A 17,391-nucleotide genomic window follows, 5' to 3' on the forward strand; every position below is an offset into this window, starting at 1 on the left:
GGTCATCCGGCCGGCGCTCTTTACTATGACCGTCAGCGGAGGTACGCCATGCTGACCCATCCTTCCATCGTTTTAACCTTGCGTCGTCATCACCTGTTCAGCCAACTGCCGGAGAAAGTCTTCGAGGAAGTCTGCGGCCTGGCGATGCTCAAGCGCCTGGCTTGTCACAGCACACTCATGCACCAGGGGGATCCGGCCAAGCGCTTTTTCCTGCTGGTCAGCGGTCAGATCAAGTTGTACCGGCTTACCGGCGAAGGCCAGGAGAACCTGGTGGAGATCATTCAGCCCGGCCAGACCTTTGCCGAAGCGTTGCTGTTCAGCCAGGCCCGCCTCTACCCGGTAAGCGCCACGGCGCTGAAGGACAGCGTGCTGGTGACTATCGAGGGCACCCATTACCGCAATGCACTCGAAGACCAGCCGAAGGTGTGCCTGGCCATCCTCGCGAGCATGAGCGTTCACTTGCACCTGCGTCTGCGCGACATCGACACCTTGACCATGGCCAGCGCGAGCCGTCGGGTGATCAATTTTCTGTTCCAGGAACGCAACCCGGTCAGCGGTTTGATTGTCTTGCAGGTGTCCAAACGTCTGGTGGCCTCGAAGCTTGGTATTCAGCCGGAAACCTTTTCGCGGATTTTGCACCGCCTGGTGGACAGCGGCCTGATCGCCATGGAACGACGCAACATCAGCATCCTCGCCGAAGAGGATCTCGCGACATTCCAATAGACGCAAACATGGAGAGTGCTCATGCCCCGTTCAAGCTTGCCTCTGATTTACGCCTGCTCAGGCTGCTCCAACGTTGCCCAACTGGCCAATACCCTGGCCGTGCGACTGGATCGCAGCGGGCTGGCCGAGATGTCCTGCATCGTCGGCGTCGGCGGGCATGTGACGGCGCTGGTCAACAAGGCGCGTTCCGGACGACGGATCTATGCGCTGGACGGCTGCCCGTTGGAATGCGTCGAAAACTGCCTGAAGCAACATGGCCTGCATGCGGATGTGCATCTGATTCTTAGCCATTACGGGCTGCGCAAACGCAATGGCGAGGACTGCACACAGGCGCAGAGTGATGAGTTGTTTGAAGAGATCAAGCAGTTGATTGCCAGTGATAGTCGGCAGGAGGAACAGCGACCTGTTTATGCCGCTTCGCCAGTGGTCTGAGCTAAAAGATCGCAGCCTTCGGCAGCTCCTACACCGACCGCAGGCAGCCGCGAATTATCGGGTGTATGCAATACCTGTAGGAGCTGCCGAAGGCTGCGATCTTTTGATCGTTACCCCGCCGCCAACCCCTTCCCGGCCCGTTCCAGATTGCGCCACAGCCACACCGGCAACACGTCGGGATCAAGGCTGTCGATCAGGTTCTTCAGTGCCAGCCCCAACTCCGTATCGCCCTCGATCACCAGGCGTCTGCGAAAGAACAGCGTGTCCGGGTCTTCCTGACGGCTGGCCAGCAATAAAAACTCTCGCCAGTTGCCACTGATGGTCACATCCGCCGGAGCGAGCTCGGCAATCCGCAACCCCTCCCGGCTGAGCGTCAGGTACCAGGACAAACCCAGATCCGGAATCCGCAGGCACAACCAACGCCCACGTAACACTTCAAATTCGCCATCGCGCAACGGCTCGGCGAGGCAGCGATTGAGCCCCTGCTGCAACGCCAGGCGCTGCACCGCAAAGGGCACCCGGCGTACCAGCGGCAATAACCGGTCGGCGCCTTTCAACAGCCATTTTTTTCGGTTCAACACAGGCCGACCTCCTCGACGCGCAACATGCCAGCCTGGCCATGCCAGTAGCCATTGCACCCGTCAACGAACAGCGGCGGTGTCTCGCCCAGACGAACCCGTTGATAGGCGGCAATGACCTCTGCCATACCCTGAGCGCGAGGGCTCAGACGCAACACATCGGCACCGCAAGCCACCAACCCGGCGTAATCGGCCAGCAGATTGGTCACCTCGGCCGACATCGTCTGAATACCGTTAATGGTAAACAGCGCCTGCCCTTCCTGACTGGTCAGTGCCAGGCCGTCGGGGTAGTTGAGGCAGCAAAACCGGCAGTCGTCCTTGGGCAGGTTTTCCGCCCGGGCCGTGAAGCAGCGTGCGGAATAGGCCAAGGGCAAATGCCCGTAGGCAAAGATTTCAACTTGCGGAACCTTACGGTCCAGTTCGCGCACCTGTTCGAGTACATCGCCAATCAGCGCCGCCGAACATTCCACGGGCGGCACCCAACGGGTCATCCCGCAGTCCAGCAGTTGCGCCAGCGTATGACCGTTGTACACATTCAGCGCCGGACCGCCCACGAACGGCAACTTGCGCTCGGCCAGGAACTGCACCGCGCCCATGTCGTTGGCTTCCACCAACAACTGGCCGTTGTCGCAGAGCCGACGCAGGCTGGAGAGTTCGGACGCCGCTTCGATCAACGTCAGGCTGGAGAGCACCAACTGTGCCTGGCTGCATTCCTGCAACTCGCGCCCCAGGCCCAGCCATTGATCGAGTGAAAATGCCCGGCGTTTCGAGCACACGGTTTCCCCGAGATAAATCACATCCAGGGGCAAGGCCGACATCTCGGCGTAAAAGTGACTGAGTTGCTCTTTGTCCCAATAAAACAGGACCGGTCCCAGGCTGAGCTTCATGTCGCCTCCCTCATTGCCATGATCGATGATAAGCACCCAGGGTGGTCTGGCTGCCTTCGGATAAACCGGCCAGCACCCGACGCCATTCATCCTTGACCCGAAAACTGCCCGGCGAGCCACGGTGGACATCCAGTGCCGCGCGCCAGACACGGGTGACTTGTTCGACATAGGCCGGGCTGCGTTGGCGGCCTTCGATTTTCACCGCTTCGACGCCGATGGCGGTCAATTCCGGCAGTAAGTCCAGCGTGTCGAGGCTGGTGGGTTCTTCCAGTGCATGAAAACGTTTGCCGCCAACCAGGAAGCGGCCTTTGCACAGGGTTGGGTAACCGGCGGGTTCTTCGGGGGTGTAACGGTCGATCAGCACTTCACTGAGCCGTGCGCTCAAGCCGTCGGCGTCGTCGCTCCAGCGCACCGCCTTGGCTGGCGAACACACACCGCACAGGTTTGGCGACTCGCCGGTGATGTAGGAAGACAGATGGCAACGCCCTTCGGCCATGATGCACAAGCTGCCGAAGCCAAAGACTTCGATGGGCACCGGGCTGCTCGCGGCGACCTGGCGCACTTGCGCCAACGACAACACCCGTGGCAGCACCGCGCGACGAATCCCGTAACGCTGCGCATAAAACTCCAGCGCTGCGGCATGGGTTGCCGAGCCCTGGACCGACAGGTGCAACGCGAGTTGCGGATGCCGCTGGCTGGCGTAGTTGAGCACCCCGGGGTCAGCGGCGATCAGCGCATCCACGCCGAAATCGGCGGCCCGATCGACCGCGCGCTGCCAGCGTTCCCAGCCCTTGGGTTGAGGGTACGTGTTGACCGCGACGTAGAGTTTTCGTTGGTGCTGGCGGATGTGGGCGACCGCGGCGTCGAACTGTTTGTCGTCCATGTTAAGCCCCGCGAAATGCCGGGCATTGGTGTCATCGCGAAAACCGACATAGACGGCATCGGCGCCTTCGCGCACCGCCGCTTTTAGCGCAGGCAGGTTCCCTGCCGGGCAGACCAGTTGCATGGGTAATCCTCATGGAAAAACGCGTCTCGACCCTCGATGCCTGTGGCGCAGCCATCGAAAAAGGCGCTGCCAGTCTAGCGAGACCGGCAGGCACAGCCTTGACGGCAATCAATTGCCATCAATGCATCAGGTCAGCGAAGGACAGGAACATGACCTTGTCGTGCTTGAGCACTTGCTGCTCGCACTCGATCACCGCCAGCCCGTCAGCCCAGCACGCGGCGCTCAACATCGCGGAGCTTTGCTGAGGGTGCAGTTCCACGCTCAACTGGCCGTCAGCATCAGGCGTCAGTCGTGCCCGCAGGTACTGCCGGCGCTTGTTGCGCTGCAACCAGTCGAACCCGGCGGGCACGGCCAAGGGCACCGGCAACACGTCGCTGACGCCTTGGGCCCTGAGCAGGAACGGACGCACCACCACCAACGCAGTAATCAGCGCCGCTGAAGGATTGCCCGGCATGCCGATCCAGGGTTTGCCGGCCACTTCGCCAAAAGCCAGCGGTTTACCCGGCTGAATGGCCAGCCGCCAGAAATCCAGGCTGCCGAGTTCCTCGATGGCCTGTTTGAGGTGATCTTCCTCACCGACCGAGACGCCACCGGAACTCAACAGCAGGTCGCATTCCGAAGACGCCAGGCTCAGGGCATGGCGGCTGGCGGCTAATTCATCAGCCATGACGCCATAGTCATGCACCTCGACGCCCCAACCACTTAACAACGCCCCGAGGCAGTAACGATTGCTGTTGTAAATCTGCCCCGGCGCCAAGGGATCGCCCGGCTCACGCAGTTCATTGCCGCTGCTGAGCAAGCACACCTGCAGGGGTCGATAGACCTCGACCCGCGCGATGCCAGCGCCGGCCAGCAACCCCACTTCCTGCGCGCGCAGCCGCTTGCCGGTCTTGAGCAACAGATCGCCTCGACGAACTTCCTCGCCTTCCTTGCGTACGTGATCGCCAATGCTTACGGGCGGAAACCAGACGCGCTCGGCCTCGATTCGGCAACGCTCTTGCGGCACCACCGTGTCGGCACCCGGTGGCAATGGCGCACCGGTAAAGATTTGCACCGCCTGCTGCGCGAGCAAGGGCGAGCACGCCGGATCTCCTGCCGCAATTCGCCCGCCAATCGACAAATAGCCACCTTCCGGTGGCAGGTCAGCGGCCCTGAGGGCATAACCGTCCATGGCACTATTGTCCCAGGCCGGCAAGTTCACCGGGGAATAAATGTCTGACGCCAGAACCCGCCCCAAGGCTTGATCCAGACCGATCTTTTGCATCAGGGGCGGCGGCGGTGCCTGCTCCAGCAGACGGCTGATGGCCTCGTCCACGGGCATCAGGTGGCCGAGGTCGCGCACCCGACCGGTCATGAGCGTGACTCGCAGGCGTCGATGACCCGCTGCCCTTGCGGTTTCAAATGCGGGGCGAAATTGCACGGGCCGGTGCGGCTGTCCAGTTGTTCCAGCAGAATCTGGTTCCAGGCGGTTCGACACGCTCCCGGCGAACCCGGAACGCAGCACACCAGCACGCCGTTGCTCATCCCGGCCAATGCCCGGGATTGCAGGCTGGACATGCCGATTTCCGCCAGGGACACCTGACGGAACAGTTCGCCGAAGCCTTCCACATGCTTGTCCAGCAACGGCAGCACCGCTTGCGGCGTGTTGTCGCGAGCGGTGAAACCGGTGCCGCCGGTCATCAACACTACTTGCACCTTGGGGTCGGCAATCCAGTGGGATACCTTTGCGCGGATCTGATAAATGTCGTCCTTGACCAGATCGCGATCGATCAACATATGCCCGGCCGTTTGCAGCAAATCCGTCAGAGTCTGTCCCGAGGTGTCGGTGTCAAAGGTGCGCGTATCGCTGATGGTCAGCACGGCAATGTTCAGGGGTTCAAACGTGCGTTGCGCCAGATGGGCCATATCCAAGCCTTCCCGTAGATGAGGTATGGCCCAAAGCCTGAACCGGAATCCGCAGTGAGCCTATTCCTCCAAGGAGGTACCTCTACAGGGACATAAGAAGATGTGCGGAGCACACGAAACCTGTGGGAGCGGGCTTGCTCGCGAATGCGGTGTGTCAGGCAACATCAATGGTGACTGACACACCGCATTCGCGAGCAAGCCCGCTCCCACACTGTTCTTCATTGCTACACGTTCTGCTCAAGGCGCCAAGCGGTTGTGTTGCCAAACACCATTGCGCAACCGGTAATCGAGTCGGTCATGCAAGCGGTCGGCGCGGCCTTGCCAGAACTCCAGTCGCTCAGGGTGCAGACAGTAACCGCCCCAATGTTCGGGCCGCGGCACGGTCTTGCCGGCGAAGCGTTGGGTGGTTTCCCTCAACAGCGTTCCAAGCGCGGCCCGATTGGCCAACAGCTGGCTCTGCGGTGAAGCCCAGGCGCCCAGGCGACTGTCCAGCGAGCGGGAATCGAAGTACGCATCCGACAGCGTCGGGTCGAGCCTGGACACCTGGCCTTCAATACGCACCTGACGCTCCAGCCCCGGCCAGAAAAAGGTCATGGCCGCATTCGGGTTAGCGGCCAGTTGCAGGCCCTTGTCACTCTGGTAATTGCCAAAAAAGGTAAAGCCTTCATCGCTATAGCCCTTGAGCAGCAGGACCCGGCAGTGCGGGCGCCCTTCACTGTCGACCGTCGCCAACACCATGCTATTGGCTTCGGCAGGCGGGCACTCGAGGTCGCGGGCCAGTTGCAGCCATTGCCGGAACATCGCCAGCGGGTCGTCCAGCGCAGCCTCGTCCTGCAGGCCAAAAAGGGTGTAGTTACGGCGCATTTGTGCCAGGGAAAGGGGCATGACGGTGATCTCCAAAAAGGTTCTGCCCAGTGTGCGATGCACTGCGCAAGACCACCTTGACCACCATCAACACTGAGCACACCCAGCCTTATTTGAGACGCAGACGCCGAGCCAGCTTGTGCAGGTTGCTGGGATCGACTTCCAGAATCCGCGCGGCGCTGGCCCAGTTTTCCCCGGACAGGCTCAAGGCCTGAAGAATTTTCTTGCGCTGGTAATCGTCAACCGCTTCACCCAAGGGCTGGAACGGCTCATCAGCCGTAACGTCAAGGGGACTTTCGACGACCGCACCCTGCCCGCCCACGGCACTGTCGAGATCCAGAATTTCGGGTTCCAGCGTCATGATCAGGGTGCGACTCGTTCCGCGACTGAGCTGCTTCAACGCGGCTCGACTGATCACATGTTCCAGCTCCCGTACATTGCCCGGCCAGCTATACGCCAGCAGCGAGCGCTCGGCCGCTGGCGACAGACGCAAGCCGCGCAGGCCGAGCCGCGCCCGATTGAGTTCAAGGAAATGCCCGGCCAGCATCAACACATCGTTGCCCCGCTCGCGCAGGGGCGGAATCGGCACCGGATACACCGAGAGCCGGTGATACAGATCGGCCCGAAACAAGCCGTCGCGGATGCTGTCCGGCAAGTGCCGGTTGGTCGCGGCGATGATTCGCACATCGACATGCAACGGCTTGTCGGCGCCGAGGCGCTGGATCTCACCGTTCTGCAGAGTGCGGAGCAGCTTCGCTTGCACGGCCAACGGCAATTCACCGACTTCATCGAGAAACAGCGTGCCACCGTTGGCGGCATCGAAACGTCCGGCACGGTCGCTGGTGGCGCCGGAAAAGGCGCCTTTGACATGACCGAACAATTCACTCTCTGCCAGCGACTCCGGCAAAGCGGCGCAGTTGACCTGCACCAGAGGCTTATGACTGCGGCGCGAGAGACGATGCAAGCGCCTAGCGAAAAGCTCTTTGCCGACGCCGGTCTCGCCCAGCAGCAATACCGGCAGCTCGGAGTCGGCCAGTACGTCCAGTTCATTGAGCAACTGATGCAGCACCTCACTCTGCCCGAGGATTTCGCCTTCATCAGCGGGTCTTCGCACGTCTTGAATATCGCTGCGGGACAAGCGCAGGCTGCGGTTTTCCTGCTCGAGCCGGGTCACCCGCACGGCGGCTTCGATCTGCAAGGTGCAGCGCTTGAGTTCTTCCCGCGCACGGCTGTCGAACGTCCCGGCGTGCAGCGCATCAAGGGTGATCGCGCCCCAGATCCGCCCCTCCACATACAGGCTCACGCCCATGCAGTCATGCACCGGCAGCGGTTCGCCGACGTGGCTGTCGAGCAAGCCGTCATAGGGGTCCGGCAGGCGACTGTCGGGCTCGAACCAGGTCGGTTCGCGCGACGCCATGATCGCCGCCAGCCGCGGATGCTGGGCGATGACGAACCGGCGCCCCAACGCTTCATGCACCAGCCCCACCGTCGCGACCGGCCTCAAGCTGTCGTCATCCAGACGCAGCAATCCGACAGCGCCACTGTTGAAGTACTCGCGCAGGGTCTGGACCAGTCGTTGCAACCGCACAGCATTGGGCAACTCGACGATCAGGTCGGCGGCCAGGCTTTCACGCAGCATGGTAGTAATTACCCTCTATGGTTGGATTAACCCTAAAGCGTCAGGGTGCCGATCACCACAATTAAAAATTAACCTATATTTTTCAATATGTTAAGTATGGCATGCCGGATGCAATAAGCCTGGGGAACCGTTGAAATCCAAACAAGGAACCCTGATGAGCCTGACCTTACTGGAACAAAGTCTCGGCCAACTGGCCTGCGACATTCCCGGTGCCACCCGGATTTTTCACACCTTCAACCTGGACTTCTGTTGTGGCGGGCATAAAAGCCTGCGTGAAGCCGCCCTTGGCAAAGCGCTCGATCCGGTCCTGATTGCCGATGCGCTGCACAGGCTGCAAGACACTGGCGAAACCCAACACGACTGGCGCAACGAACCTTCGGAGCTGTTGATCGCCCACCTTCTGGCGCGCTACCACGCCCGCCACCGCGAGCAACTGCCGGAACTGATCCGCCTGGCCCGTCGTGTCGAGCAGGTCCACGGTGCGCGCAGCAGCTGCCCCAACGGCCTGGCCGATCTCCTGACGGACATTCAGCAAGAACTCGAAGGCCACATGCTCAAGGAAGAACAAGTGCTCTTCCCTATGCTGCAACAGGGCATCGGCCCTCAGGCCGCACCGCCGATCCAGGTGCTGCGTTTTGAACATGATCAACATGGCGAAGCGCTGGAAAGGCTGCTTGCGCTGACCCACAACATCACCTCGCCTGCCGATGCCTGTAACACCTGGCGTGCCCTTTATCGTGGGCTGCTGGAGTTTCGAGATGACCTGATGCAACACATCCATCTGGAAAACAACGTGTTGTTCATTAACGCCCTGAACCCTCGCCATTGATCGATTGCCGGTCACACCCAGCCCGCGCCAGCCAACCGGTTGACGCGGGTTTTGTCTTTCAGGGCCGGCGTGTGATCAACCGTGCCAATAGAACATGGCCTTGGCCAGGATCACGATCAACACCATGTGCCCGAGGATGCTGCGGCGAATCCAGCTGGCACGGGTCGCGGTCAGTCGTGCGCTTTTCAGCCAGTACGCCAGCAGGAAGTAATGGCCGATGATGCTCAGGGCCAGGATGATTTTCAGACTCAGCAACGTGCCAAAGCTACTGGCCAGCGGCTGACTCAATACGCCACGGTGTTGCCACGCCAGGCTGATGCCGGCGCCATACAACAGCAACACCACGCCATGCAGCACCTTGCGCGAACGCACTGCAATGGCCTGATCCGCTGTCGTTTGCGCGGTAGCCGCCAACGGCTGGCGGGCGTGATGCCAGATGACCACCTCGAAAAACAGCGTGCCGATGAAGGCAATCGCCGCCAACAAGTGGGTGACCAGTAAAAAGGGATACATCACCGGCAGCCTCCATCAGTTCGCTTGCTTATCCCGGATGACCGTCCACCCGGGCCCGCAGCAGCATCGGCCCGTAGCGCCAGGCGTACAGGGCAAACGCCAGCGACCAGCACACACCGGCCAGCCACAACGCAGGCAGGGGAAAGAACAAGATCAACACGACCCGGCTCAGACACGCCAGGTTGAGCAATATGAACGCCAGGGTCATGCCCGACGGTGGCTCCAGCGCTCGGCCGGTGTGGCCCAGGCTGACCCGCGCGATCATCGCCAACACCAGGCCGCCCATGGCACCTATCGTCAGGCAATGCACCGCCAGACTCGGATTCACCGGCACGCCGAAATGCCACAGCGCCATGCCGAGACAGGCCACCGCCAACCAGCCATACGCCAGGTACAACGACCACAGCAACGGCACGCGCCAGAGTGCGCGATCATGCCAGCGAACCAGACGCACCAGATGCGCTGCGGCCAACACGGCGAACAACAGGCCCACCCAGAGATTGGGGTCAAGTGCAGGTCCGGCGGCATACAACAACGCCACAAGAGGAGAGCCAATCAGCAGCAGCCAATCCAGCCAAGGCCATGGGGCAACGCCATCGACCTTGCCGAGGCCGCGCTGGATGAAGAACGGAATGACTCGCCCACCGATCAACCCCATCATCGCCGCCACCAGCCAGAGACCGGTCAGCACGCCTTGACGCTGCCAGCCTTCATGACCTTCGACCAGTCCATACAGGGACAAGCCGTCGGCCGCCGCTAACAACAGCAGCACCACTGCAATCGGGTAGTTACGTTTCTGCCGCACCTTCCACAAGGTGAAACCCATGAGCGCGGCCACCGCCAGCGGGAACGCCAATTCCAACACCGCAAGCACCGGCCACGGTGCATTGACCAACCAGGCCACGCGCGCCAACAACCACAGCAACGCCAGCGCGGCCAGCGGTTGCCCGCTGATGCCGGGGCGACCGGTCCAGGTTTGCACGGCCGTCAGCAGAAAACCCGCGATGATCGCCAGCCCGAACCCGAACAACAATTCATGTCGATGCCAGCCCAGCCAGCCACCGGCCGGCTGCCAGCCGGAAAGCGCACCACTGAAGGCGGCCAGCCACAGCGGAATGGCCAGCACGGCCAGCAGGCAGCCGGCGAGGAAAAATGGCCGAAAGGCCAAACGTAACAGGGGCGCGATGGCCATCGCTTTACGGCGGTCAAGCACTTGCATAAAGCCACTCCTTTACCTTGCTGCTGACCTGGCGCTAACCCGCAAGCGTCGAGGTCAATACGTGGGTCAATCATCGGGTATCAGCGATCAATTGCCTTTGTCGCAGATCAAGTGTGCAAGGGGCGTGCCCCGCTGCCGCGCTGTGCCGGGGCAGGCTCTCCTCCCCACAGAGGCCTTCCATTCAGGGTAAAAATGACCCTTTAATGGTCATTTAAACCCTAACGCTCATGGTCTTTTTAACCCTTATGCCCGACACCTTCAATAAATAAAGGCCCCCAGGCATGGCCCGTGTCTTGCTCATGCTTTTTGAACTCAGAAAATTTAGATCCCTCTAAATGCCCAGGAGCCGTCATGAAAAAAGTCATCCAGCCACTGGCCTGGTTTGTGGTGCTGACCTCGGTCCTGGCGTTGGCCAGCGGCGTCTCTCTAGGCCTCGTCTGACTTGATAGCAGCCCCCTTCTCAACCTTCAGGATGAATTCTTATGGTGCTTCATCGCGTCCATCACCAGATTCTGCGCAGTCATCATTTGTTCGAACCGTTAAACGAAGAACAGCTGGATGAATTGATGAGTACCAGCCACTTGCTGAGCATCGACAAAGGCGAACCATTGTTCCGCCAGGGCGAGCCGGCAGACTCGTTCTATTTTGTGATTGCCGGGGCGGTGAAAATCTACCGCCTGACACCGGATGGGCAGGAAAAAGTATTCGAGGTGATCAGCGATCGGCAAACCTTCGCCGAGGCGATGATGCTGATGGACACCCCGAACTATGTGGCCTCGGCCGAAGCGATCTGCCCCACTCAGCTCTATCGGCTATCCAATAACACCTACATGCGCCTGCTGCAGAGTAATAGCCGACTGACGTTTGCACTGCTCGGCAAGCTCTGCGTTCGCCTGCATCAACGGGTCAACGAAATCGAAACCCTGTCACTGAAAAACGCCACCCACAGGGTCGTTCGCTATCTGCTGACGCAGTTGGTGCGCCAGCAAACCGTTGACAGCCAATTCGAACTGCCGATGGCCAAGCAACTGATTGCCGGGCATCTGTCGATCCAGCCGGAAACCTTTTCTCGGATCATTCGTCGCCTGATCGATGAAAACATCATCACCCAGGACGGTCGCCAGATCGCCATTCTCGACCGTCTGCGCCTGGAACAGTTCGAGTGAGTGCCATGCCCGTCTGTTTGTATTGCCAACACGCCAACCCCTCACAGGAAACCGAATGCAGCCAATGTGGCATGCCCCTGCCGGCATTGGCCGCGCACGCGGCGCAACGTCGGTTGCGCCGATTCAAGTGGTTCTGCATCGGCCTGACGATCTTCTGCTTAGCGATGTTTTTCTGGCTGCCACGCAGTATCTGATCCCCGCACATTTCCCCTGTAGCAGCTGCCGAGCCTGCGAGGCTGCGTTGGGCTGCGCAGCAATCGTAAATCCTGAGTCCCCTTTTTACCTGACACACCGCGGCGACTGGTTTGACGACTGCTTCGTCCGAACGCGGCCCGAGCCGAACGCAGCCTCGCAGGCTCGTCAGCTGCTACAGAGACCGTGTCGATCACGGTTGGGTCAACTGACGGTACAACTGCGGCAAGCGCAGGGGTAATTGCTCGGGCTGGCGGATCAAGGTGTAGCCATTGGCACCGAACATGTAAGGCAGGTAATCCCCAGCCTCGCGATCAATCGTGATACAGAACGGCGTCAGCCCTTGGCGCCGCGCCTCCAGCACCGCCTCGCGGGTATCTTCGACACCGTAGCGTCCCTCATACAAATCCAGATCATTCGGTTTGCCATCCGTCAGCAGCAGCAACAGTTTGCTGCGTCGTTTGCTCTTGCCCAACAGTTGGGTGGCCTGGCGAATGGCGGCGCCCATGCGTGTGTAATAACCCGGTTTTAGCCCTTGAATGCGGCCTCGGGTGTTGTCGTCATAACGCTGGGTGAAGGACTTGAGTTCTTGCATGCGTACTTGATGACGACGCAGCGAAGAAAACCCGTACAGGGCGAAATCATCGCCGAGCACCGACAGGGTTTCACCGAACAGCAGCAAGCTGTCGCGGATCACATCAATCACCCGATGCTCATCGTTCAAGTGGGCGTCGGTGGACATCGAAACGTCGGCCAGCAACAGGCACGCCAGGTCGCGGCGTGTCTGTCGTTGTTCCATGAACAGACCTCGTTCCGCACATTGGCCATGCTCGCGTTCAACGTGAAAATCCAGCCAGGCTTGCATGTCCAGTTCAGACCCTTGAGGTTGCTGGCGTAACCATTGACGGTCATTGCGCAGATGCTCGAACTGGCGGCGCAGACGGTGCGCCGAGGCCTTGAGCCGTGGCGGCAATGGCTGCGCCTCACAGTCGCGGGGCTCCATCATTTGCAGATTGACGAAGGCGTCCTGCAGCTGCTGTTTGCGATAGTCCCATTCCGGCAACTTGATGCCCTCGCCAAGCGGAATATCGTCGACATCGGCGGGCGGCAAATCCAGGTGCAGCTTGAGGCCGCCGCCCTTGCGCAGACGGGTGCGCGACAGGGTCAGCTCGTCCAGGTCGTCGGCGACCCTTGCGGCGTCCGGGTCTTCGCTGTCGTCCGACCAGCGATCCAGATCGACGTGTTCGCTCCAACTGAACAGGTTCTCCAGACGCACCACCAGCAGCCCTCCTTTGCTGGTGCTTTCATCAATCCGCGTGGCGCGTTTGCGTCCGCTTTTCTGTTCGCCGGGAGGCGTGGCCAGGTGATCTTCCGAGTCTTGCGACTCTTCGAGATCCCCCGCCTGGGGGCTTGCCAGATGCAGCGGCGGATACAACCACAGCGGCAGCGGCCAGGCCGCCCGTTCGCTGCGGGGAAAATGTTCGACGCTAACGGGATCGCGCAGTGCCTGGCGCAATGCTCGCTCCAGCGCCGCTTCGCCACCCCTCAACGAGGCGGGATCCGGGCGCAATTGCAAATGAGCATCGACCAGTCGCTCGTAGCGCGAACGCAAAGCCGGAAAACGTTGCAAGAGCATTTGTGTCCAGCGTTGATTATCTCGCCCCCAGTGGCGCATCTGCCCGGCCTGGGCCGCCAGCAGCGCGAGCCAGCGATACAGCTCTTGATTCAGCGCGGCATCCGGATAGACCGCGAGGCTCGATGGCAGGCGAAGGTTATTCTCGTCGCACCAGGCCAACGGTACTTGTTTGCAGGTGCCGGCGATCTGCTGCAGCACGTTGCGCCGCAGCAGCAAATCGCGGTCGCTGGCGGCTTCCACGCCGACGCCATTGGCGCCGCCCATGGCGCGAAACAACAGCGCCAGCGGTCGCTGCTGGTGGATCAGTTCGACCCGGGCCTCGGGAAAGTCCGGGCTGGCGCGACGGGTGATAAAGCGATGCCAGACACTGCCGACCCACTCTTCCAGTTCGACGGTAAAGGCCATGGTTTTTTTCCTCTGAAAACCAATGTGAAACGGCCCGCTGTACCAGCCGGGCCGTCCTCCTCAAGGATGTTATTGACTCACGAACGAACAGCGGATGCGGCAGAAGCAGTGATCCCCACTGGCACCCGTCGCTTGAAACTGAACAGGTAGCAGAGCAACCCTGCGAAGAATCCGAGACCGGCGCCCAGACGAGCCCAGAACAGCACTTGCAGATGATCGACAGTGGCCATGAACGGTAACGCGACGCCATCCACCGGCCAGCGTTGCAGGTAGATCTGCACGACACCGGCAGCGGTGAGCAGCAGCGTGATCATCACCATCGACAGGGTCATCAACCAGAAACCCCAGATCTCGAGTTGCTGCGAACGCTCGTCCGCTGCCTCGCCGAGCCCGCGCAGTTTCGGCATGGCGTAGCTGATCAAGGTCATCACGATCATCGCGTAAGCACCGTAGAAGGCCAGGTGACCGTGAGCCGCCGTTAACTGCGAACCATGGGTGTAGAAGTTGACCGGTGCCAGGGTGTGCAGGAAGCCCCAGACGCCAGCGCCGAAGAACGCGGTGACGGTGGTGCCCTTGGCCCACAGCGTGGCCGCGCGGTTCGGGTGGTCCCGTCGACGGTTCTTGACCATGCTGAAGGCGAATATCACCATCGCCAGGAAAGGTAGCGGCTCGAGTGCCGAGAAGATTGAACCCACCCACAACCAGACCTCAGGTGCACCGATCCAGAAGAAGTGGTGACCGGTACCGATGATCCCCGTGATCAGCGCCATGGCGATGATCACGTAGAGCCATTTTTCCACGACCTCCCGGTCCACACCGGTGATCTTGATCAGCACGAAGGCCAGCATCGACCCCATGATCAGTTCCCACACGCCTTCTACCCAAAGATGCACCACCCACCACCAGTAGAACTTGTCGCGGGCGAGGTTGCCGGGGTTGTAGAAGGAGAACAGGAAGAACACCGCAAGCCCGATCAGCCCGGTCATCATGACCATACTGACGGTGGTCTTGCGCCCTTTGAGCAGGGTCATGCCGATGTTGTAAAGAAAGCCCAGGCAGACCACCACAATGCCCATCTTGGAGATGGTCGGCTGTTCGAGGAACTCTCGACCCATGGTCGGCAACAGCTCGTTGTGGGTCAGCTTGGCCAGGCCGGCATACGGCACCAGCAGGTAACCGAGGATCGTCAGCACGCCAGCGGCGGCGAATACCCAGAACAGGATGATCGCCAGCTTCGGACTGTGCAATTCGCGGTCGGCCTCTTCCGGAATCAGGTAGTAGGCAGCCCCCATGAAGCCGAACAATATCCAGACGATCAGCAGGTTGGTGTGCACCATCCGCGCCACGTTGAAGGGGATGATCGGGAACAGAAAGTCTCCGATCACGTATTGCAGGCCCATGATTAAACCGAACAGTATCTGACCGAGAAACAGGATCAGGGCAAACACGAAGTACGGTTTGGCCACGGCTTGCGAGGCGAATTTCAGATGCGGATTAGCAATGCTCATCGCTTAGCCCTCCTTGTTTGGCGGCCAGCCATTGGTGTTGATTTTCGAGGTCCATTTGAGGAACTCGGCGATGTCATCCACCTCCTGGTCACTCAACTTGAACTGAGGCATCGCTCGCCGGCCCGGTACGCCCAGTGGCTGCATTTTCATCCAGGCCTGCAGGAAGGGTTTGAAGCTCTCCTCCCCGCCGCGCCGCTGGAACACGTTGCCCAGCTCAGGCGCGAAGTAAGCGCCCTCGCCCAACAGCGTGTGGCAGCCGATGCAGTTGTTTTGCTCCCAGACCAACTTGCCGCGCTCGACTGATTCGGTTAACAGCGCTTCATTGCTGCGCTCGGGAAAGGTCTGTTCCGTGTGATAGGTCAAAGCCAGGAATATCAGGAAGAAGAAGATGCTTCCCCCAAAGTAAATATTCCTGGCCATGCCTTTGGTGAAGGTGTCTGACATGGTCGCTTCCTCTTTGCTAGGCGTGTCCATGATAGGAAGCGAAGGGTTGAAACCTGCTTGATGGCGATCAAGAAAGTCAGATGGTTTTGGTCGGGTATTACGCTTAAGCCGTACTCGGTCCATGTAATTGGATGGACTCGCCCAAGCCGAGGCGTCAATGCGCCACGGTGGCAGTCTAAACAGCCAACGACAGCGAGGGCGAGTCCATGAAAAATCATAGTTCGATTGATCAATCCCTGTCTTCTTCCGATTTGTCGGCCTGCACAACTTTGGCGGTCGATCTGGCCAAGCAGGTCTTTCAGGTCGCCGGTGAAGATGTCCTCGGCCAGGTGCGCTATGAGCAGCGGATCAAGTCGCGTGAGGCGTTTTATGAGTTTCTCCAACAGTTACCGCCTCATGTCGTGGTTTTGATGGAGACCGGTCCGGGCGCTCAAGCCTGGGCCCGGCAGCTGCAAGACCAAGGCAATTTGGCGCGCATTCTTCCAGCCGGTTTGGTGGCCACACACCGCAGCGGGCCTAAAAATGATCGCAACGATGCGCTGGCGATTCTGCGGGCTGGTCGCGATGAAAAGATATGCGCAGTACCGGTCAAAAGCGTTGCGGCGCTGGCAATGCAGGCGCTGCATCGCGCCCGTCAGGGCTATGTGCGTCGACGCACGGCGGTAAGTAATCAGATGCGCGGCCTGCTGCTCGAGCACGGCGTGGCCTTGGCGCAGGGCGATGTTGCGATCAGCCAGAAAATTCCGCGGGTACTGGAAGATGCTACCCAGCCGGTGCCTGGCCTGCTGCGTGAACTGATCGACGAACTGTTGGCCGAGTGGCGCCATTTGGGCGAGCGCATCAGCGTGCTGACGGGACGCCTGGAAGTGGCCGCCAACGCCGACATGACGGCGAAGCGACTGATGACTGTGCGCGGCATCGGCCCAGTCACTGCCACGGCACTGGTGGCCAAGGAAACCAAACCTGAGCGATTTCCCAATGCCCGCAAGTTTGCCGCGTACTTTGGCATGGTGCCTGACCAGCACAGCAGCGGGCAGACGGTCCGGCTGGGGGACATGACCAAGCGAGGTGATGTTTATTTACGCAGCCTGATGATCCAGGGAGCCCATGCGGTGCTGCAACAACTACGACCTGATTCCCAGCAACCCGATGACCGCCGCTTGTTGCGCTGGGTGAGCCGGCTGGGTCGTAAGGAGGCTGCGATCAGGCTAGCCAACCGCAACCTGCGAATCGTCTGGGTGCTTCTACAGAATGACCAGACTTATCGTCGCCACGCTGGTGATGGCCAGCAAGCGACGATAAGCCACTGAGCGACAGAGTTCTGCCACCGAGGTACTGACTGTCCGACCCTTTGCTGAAGAAAATTGACCCCAGGTAAGACCGGCGTGGATTGATGCCTTAGCTGCTACTGGCCTTCGAGGCCTGACTGTAATCGGCATACCACG

Annotated in this window: 18 protein-coding genes; 6 read left to right on the forward strand and 12 right to left on the reverse strand. The window is 60.4% G+C overall.

The genetic code is table 11. The features are described 5' to 3' along the window. Positions 1 to 48 precede the first annotated feature (48 nt). Together ACYZTX_RS16495 and ACYZTX_RS16500 are read left to right on the forward strand one after the other, a co-directional pair. On the forward strand, positions 49 to 723 hold the full coding sequence (locus ACYZTX_RS16495) for a Crp/Fnr family transcriptional regulator (protein WP_462034953.1): 675 nt from the start codon (positions 49 to 51) through the stop codon (positions 721 to 723). A gap of 21 nt (positions 724 to 744) precedes the next feature. After that, positions 745 to 1,155, forward strand: coding sequence for a putative zinc-binding protein (locus ACYZTX_RS16500; RefSeq protein WP_462034954.1), 411 nt, complete (start codon positions 745 to 747; stop codon positions 1,153 to 1,155). 110 nt (positions 1,156 to 1,265) lie between these two features. Here ACYZTX_RS16500 and ubiT read toward each other — a convergent pair whose 3' ends face one another. The 7 genes from ubiT to norR form a co-directional block, all read right to left on the reverse strand. Then, complete coding sequence (gene ubiT, locus ACYZTX_RS16505; protein ID WP_462034955.1) at positions 1,266 to 1,736, reverse strand: ubiquinone anaerobic biosynthesis accessory factor UbiT; 471 nt, start codon at positions 1,734 to 1,736, stop codon at positions 1,266 to 1,268. Further along, positions 1,730 to 2,620, reverse strand: coding sequence for a U32 family peptidase (locus ACYZTX_RS16510; RefSeq protein ID WP_462034956.1), 891 nt, complete (start codon positions 2,618 to 2,620; stop codon positions 1,730 to 1,732). Before ACYZTX_RS16510 ends, ubiT begins: the two co-directional genes overlap by 7 nt. 10 nt (positions 2,621 to 2,630) lie before the next feature. Further along, complete coding sequence (gene ubiU / locus ACYZTX_RS16515; protein WP_462034957.1) at positions 2,631 to 3,626, reverse strand: ubiquinone anaerobic biosynthesis protein UbiU; 996 nt, start codon at positions 3,624 to 3,626, stop codon at positions 2,631 to 2,633. Between the two features lie 118 nt (positions 3,627 to 3,744). Continuing rightward, complete coding sequence (locus ACYZTX_RS16520) at positions 3,745 to 4,980, reverse strand: molybdopterin molybdotransferase MoeA (RefSeq protein WP_462034958.1); 1,236 nt, start codon at positions 4,978 to 4,980, stop codon at positions 3,745 to 3,747. Beyond that, a complete protein-coding gene (gene moaB / locus ACYZTX_RS16525; protein WP_462034959.1) occupies positions 4,977 to 5,531 on the reverse strand; it encodes a molybdenum cofactor biosynthesis protein B in 555 nt (184 codons plus the stop codon). The genes ACYZTX_RS16520 and moaB overlap by 4 nt, the downstream gene beginning before the upstream one ends. Positions 5,532 to 5,768: 237 nt before the next feature. Continuing rightward, a complete protein-coding gene (gene pdxH / locus ACYZTX_RS16530) occupies positions 5,769 to 6,416 on the reverse strand; it encodes a pyridoxamine 5'-phosphate oxidase (protein WP_462034960.1) in 648 nt (215 codons plus the stop codon). An 88-nt stretch (positions 6,417 to 6,504) separates the two neighbouring features. Next, positions 6,505 to 8,034: a nitric oxide reductase transcriptional regulator NorR gene (gene norR / locus ACYZTX_RS16535; protein WP_462034961.1), complete on the reverse strand. Its 1,530-nt coding sequence runs from the start codon at positions 8,032 to 8,034 to the stop codon at positions 6,505 to 6,507. Between the two features lie 154 nt (positions 8,035 to 8,188). Here norR and ytfE point away from each other — a divergent pair, with 154 nt between their 5' ends. Beyond that, positions 8,189 to 8,863 carry an iron-sulfur cluster repair protein YtfE gene (ytfE, locus tag ACYZTX_RS16540; protein WP_462034962.1) on the forward strand — a complete coding sequence of 225 codons (675 nt, stop codon included), beginning with the start codon at positions 8,189 to 8,191 and terminating at the stop codon, positions 8,861 to 8,863. Between the two features lie 75 nt (positions 8,864 to 8,938). Here the strand turns inward: ytfE and ACYZTX_RS16545 are convergent, their stop codons facing one another. Together ACYZTX_RS16545 and ACYZTX_RS16550 are read right to left on the reverse strand one after the other, a co-directional pair. Further along, on the reverse strand, positions 8,939 to 9,376 hold the full coding sequence (locus ACYZTX_RS16545) for a CopD family copper resistance protein (RefSeq protein ID WP_462034963.1): 438 nt from the start codon (positions 9,374 to 9,376) through the stop codon (positions 8,939 to 8,941). 28 nt (positions 9,377 to 9,404) lie between these two features. Next, positions 9,405 to 10,595, reverse strand: coding sequence for an NnrS family protein (locus ACYZTX_RS16550; protein ID WP_462034964.1), 1,191 nt, complete (start codon positions 10,593 to 10,595; stop codon positions 9,405 to 9,407). Positions 10,596 to 11,077: 482 nt separating this feature from the next. Here ACYZTX_RS16550 and ACYZTX_RS16555 point away from each other — a divergent pair, with 482 nt between their 5' ends. After that, positions 11,078 to 11,761, forward strand: coding sequence for a Crp/Fnr family transcriptional regulator (locus tag ACYZTX_RS16555; RefSeq protein WP_283184266.1), 684 nt, complete (start codon positions 11,078 to 11,080; stop codon positions 11,759 to 11,761). Beyond that, on the forward strand, positions 11,758 to 11,955 hold the full coding sequence (locus ACYZTX_RS16560; RefSeq protein WP_462034965.1) for a protein DnrP: 198 nt from the start codon (positions 11,758 to 11,760) through the stop codon (positions 11,953 to 11,955). The genes ACYZTX_RS16555 and ACYZTX_RS16560 overlap by 4 nt, the downstream gene beginning before the upstream one ends. 191 nt (positions 11,956 to 12,146) lie before the next feature. Here the strand turns inward: ACYZTX_RS16560 and ACYZTX_RS16565 are convergent, their stop codons facing one another. From ACYZTX_RS16565 to ACYZTX_RS16575, 3 genes are all read right to left on the reverse strand, one after another. Beyond that, on the reverse strand, positions 12,147 to 13,994 hold the full coding sequence (locus ACYZTX_RS16565) for a nitric oxide reductase activation protein NorD (protein WP_462034966.1): 1,848 nt from the start codon (positions 13,992 to 13,994) through the stop codon (positions 12,147 to 12,149). A 77-nt stretch (positions 13,995 to 14,071) separates the two neighbouring features. Continuing rightward, on the reverse strand, positions 14,072 to 15,502 hold the full coding sequence (locus tag ACYZTX_RS16570) for a cbb3-type cytochrome c oxidase subunit I (protein ID WP_462034967.1): 1,431 nt from the start codon (positions 15,500 to 15,502) through the stop codon (positions 14,072 to 14,074). A gap of 3 nt (positions 15,503 to 15,505) precedes the next feature. Next, positions 15,506 to 15,946 (reverse strand): c-type cytochrome, encoded by a 441-nt coding sequence (locus ACYZTX_RS16575; RefSeq protein ID WP_462034968.1) that lies wholly within the window; start codon positions 15,944 to 15,946, stop codon positions 15,506 to 15,508. A gap of 251 nt (positions 15,947 to 16,197) precedes the next feature. Here ACYZTX_RS16575 and ACYZTX_RS16580 point away from each other — a divergent pair, with 251 nt between their 5' ends. Beyond that, positions 16,198 to 17,256, forward strand: coding sequence for an IS110 family RNA-guided transposase (locus tag ACYZTX_RS16580; protein WP_462037001.1), 1,059 nt, complete (start codon positions 16,198 to 16,200; stop codon positions 17,254 to 17,256). The last annotated feature ends 135 nt before the right edge of the window (positions 17,257 to 17,391 follow it).

The sequence above is a fragment of the Pseudomonas sp. MDT1-17 genome, from assembly GCF_054898105.1.